We start from the raw sequence: 3,278 nt of genomic DNA, 5'->3' as shown, positions 1-3,278 counted from the left end.
CTATGACAGGTCTTATTCAGACTGATGCTAGTATAAACTCTGGAAATAGTGGTGGACCATTATTAAATGAAAATGGGGAAGTAATTGGAATAAACACAGCTAAAACTTCTGAAGGTGAGAGTTTAGGATTTGCTATTCCAATAAATCAAGCTAAGTCTATAATAGAGTCAGTAATAAACAATGGAAGCTATGAAAAAGTTACACTTGGAATAAAAGGATATGATGCATCTACTTATGCATCTTATGCTAAATCTCAAGGGCAACAAATAGCAACTGATGAAGGTGTATTTGTAATCGAGTCAGTTGAAGATTCATCAGCTGAAAAAGCTGGAATTAAACAAGGAGATATAATAGTAAAAATAGGTGATACTAAAGTAACGAGCATGTCTGATTTAACTAAATGTTTATATGAGTATAAATCAGGAGATTCAACTACTATAGTAGTAAATAGAGATGGATCAGAAAAACAATTAAAGGTTAAATTTTAATATATAATAAAAAAGAGTTATATTAATATAACTCTTTTTTATTGATTTGCAGCATTTTTAGTATTTTCATATTCATGACCACGCATATTATTTATACATCCAAGTGCAAGTAATCTTTTTGCTACTTTTTAATTTACGTTTATATTATTAATAGTGTCTTTTTTGCCATCTTTTAGGTCGTAAACAGTCGTTATTAACACCACTTAATGAGTTTGATTATCAACAAAAAATATAGTAATATGAACCCAAAAAATTAATGAAGGCAATGACGTATGAGCATGTCTAATTTTTATGAATATATAAAAAAAATTAAAATATAGAGGTTTTTAAAGATTTATTATACTATTATATTAGATTTAAAAATGGAGTTGAAAATTAATGAAAACTAAAAGGTTAACATTTTTAGGATTAATGGTTGGATATAGTTTAGTATTATATATAATTGAGACATATATACCTAATCCACTGCTAGCTATTTTTCCAGGAGCTAAGTGAGGATTATCTAATATTATTACATTAATTTCTTTACTTATTTTTGGAATAAAGGATACGCTTATAATATTAACTGTAAGAATCATACTATCTTCAATTTTTTCTGGGCCTATATCATATTTATTATTTAGCATAGGGGGTGCATATTTAAGCTTACTGTTTATGTATATAAGTAATATGGTAAAAGGTTTTTCTATTGTAGGGATTAGTATATTAGGTGCTTTAGGTCACAATATAGGCCAGTTATTAGTTGCAAGTATGATAGTACAAAATATAAATATGGTAGGGTATTTACCATTTATGCTTATAGCATCCTTATTAACAGGAATGTTTGTTGGATTAATATCAAAGTATTGTTATCCTAATATGACAAGTTTTTCTAATGGCTTATTGACAAAGAATAACAATTTTTGATAAAATTAAGTAAAATATGAATTGATAATGGTGATTTTTATGAAAAAATATGAATTGGAAACACTAAAAAAAGAAATTGAAAATATAAGAGAGCTTATAAATACATATATTGAGTACCCAGACATATTTAAAGATGAGCTAGAAGAATCGAGTCATAAAATTGATGATTTAATAAATGAATACATAAAGTTAAAGAAATAGCCTACAAAATTGTGGGTTTTTTTTATACCTATTTTAGCATTTTAAACTAGAATAATGAGTATACTAAAATAGTAATTTAATAAAAATATAAATTAGATTTATTAAAACATTATATTTAAGGTGATTATATGTTTATTTCAAAACTAATACATAGCATAGTTATCATAATAATCGCATGTATATCGTTAAAGATAATACAATTTGCATTAAAAAATATATTTAAAATTACCAAATTTGATGAAAGATATGAAGATACACTTTGTAGCGTTTTATGTTCAGTATCTTATTACATTATATTTGGATTAAGTTTAATATTGATATTAAGAGAATTTAATATTGTAGATGCCACAGAGTTTGGATCATTAGTAACGGGAGCTAGTATAGTAGGTATAGTAGCTGGGGTAGCATCTCAAAGTATATTAAAAGATGTATTTAATGGCTTTTTTATATTATTTGAAAAGCAAATTCAGGTTGGAGATTTTATTGTTATTAATAATGAATATAAAGGTGTAGTTGAAGAAATAGGAATAAGGAGTACCAGTCTAAGGAATTGGGATTTAAAAAGGATTACAGTTCCAAATGGAATTATAAACAGTATAGAAAACTATAGCAAAGATATTATGAGGGTAGTTGTACATGTTAGAGTATCTTATGAAGAAGACCCATTAAAAGTTATAGATGCTTTAGAAGAGGTATGTTTAATAATGAATGAAAAATTTGAAGACTATTTGAATCATAATCGTTCTAAAAAATCAGGGTTCAAGGTATATGGAATAACAGATATTGAAAAAATATCTATAGTAGCTAAATATACTATTACGTGGGTTGTTAAATCAGATATATATTTTAATGCTTTAAGAGAAGCTAAATTACAAATTCTTATTGTATTTAGAAAAAATAATATTAAAATTGGATATCCTACAAATATTAACATTCTAAGCAATGAAAGTAATATACAAGATTACAAATAGATTATAATAGAAAATATGTGAATAAAAATATATACTATATTAATAAATATATTTAATACCAGTTTTATAGGCTAATATGTTTTAAGGGGGAGAGTTGATGGATTTTTTATTAAAAAATCAGGAAATCATTGTGAAGCTTATATTATCAGTAGTAGTAGGAGGACTAACAGGTTATGAAAGGGAAAAATCTAATCAATTTGCAGGTTTTAGAACTCATATCTTAGTTTCTATTGGATCATGCATTACTTCTGTAATAGCCTTAGAGTTATTTAATAAATATAGTAGTATATCTACAATGGATCCAGCAAGATTACCTGCTCAAGTTTTATCTGGTATAGGTTTTTTAGGGGCTGGAGCCATACTTAAAAATTCAAATGGAATAAGAGGACCAACTACTGCAGCTGGTATATGGGCAACAGCTTGTATAGGAATTGCAATTGGATACGGTCAATATGTCTTAGGAATCACTGCATGGTTATTAGTAATGGCTACACTTTATCTATTTAAAAATATCGATAAAGTTATATCCAAAAGAAGTCAAGCAATTTTAAAGGCTACTATAACAAATTTAGATATAACTTCTAAAATTTTTAACACTATAAAAGCTTCAGAGATAGGAATAAAAAATTTTCAAATTGTGAGTAGATCTAATGATATTTGGGAATTAGTTTTTTTAATAGAGTATGACAAAAGAATAATATTAGAGGAGCTT

4 protein-coding genes and 1 pseudogene are annotated in these 3,278 nt (G+C 26.2%); all 5 read left to right on the top strand.

The genetic code is table 11. The features are described from left to right. Positions 1-488: S1C family serine protease (locus tag J7G74_RS06955; protein WP_297133448.1), on the top strand; the 488-nt coding region annotated here is incomplete at its 5' end. A gap of 378 nt (positions 489-866) precedes the next feature. Then, positions 867-1,394 (top strand): annotated as a pseudogene (locus J7G74_RS06950) (Gx transporter family protein). Positions 1,395-1,433: 39 nt separating this feature from the next. Beyond that, the gene (locus J7G74_RS06945) at positions 1,434-1,595 is read left to right on the top strand and encodes a Spo0E family sporulation regulatory protein-aspartic acid phosphatase (RefSeq protein WP_297133446.1); all 162 of its coding nucleotides are present in this window, start codon (positions 1,434-1,436) and stop codon (positions 1,593-1,595) included. Between the two features lie 128 nt (positions 1,596-1,723). Further along, on the top strand, positions 1,724-2,566 hold the full coding sequence (locus tag J7G74_RS06940; protein ID WP_297133444.1) for a mechanosensitive ion channel family protein: 843 nt from the start codon (positions 1,724-1,726) through the stop codon (positions 2,564-2,566). 97 nt (positions 2,567-2,663) lie between these two features. Beyond that, positions 2,664-3,278, top strand: a 615-nt coding sequence (locus J7G74_RS06935) for an MgtC/SapB family protein (protein WP_297133442.1), incomplete at its 3' end; no start/stop codon positions are given.

Origin of the sequence: Terrisporobacter sp., assembly GCF_017888745.1 — a bacterium.
Taxonomy (GTDB): domain Bacteria; phylum Bacillota; class Clostridia; order Peptostreptococcales; family Peptostreptococcaceae; genus Terrisporobacter.
This window is presented reverse-complemented; position numbering and strand designations above follow the sequence as displayed.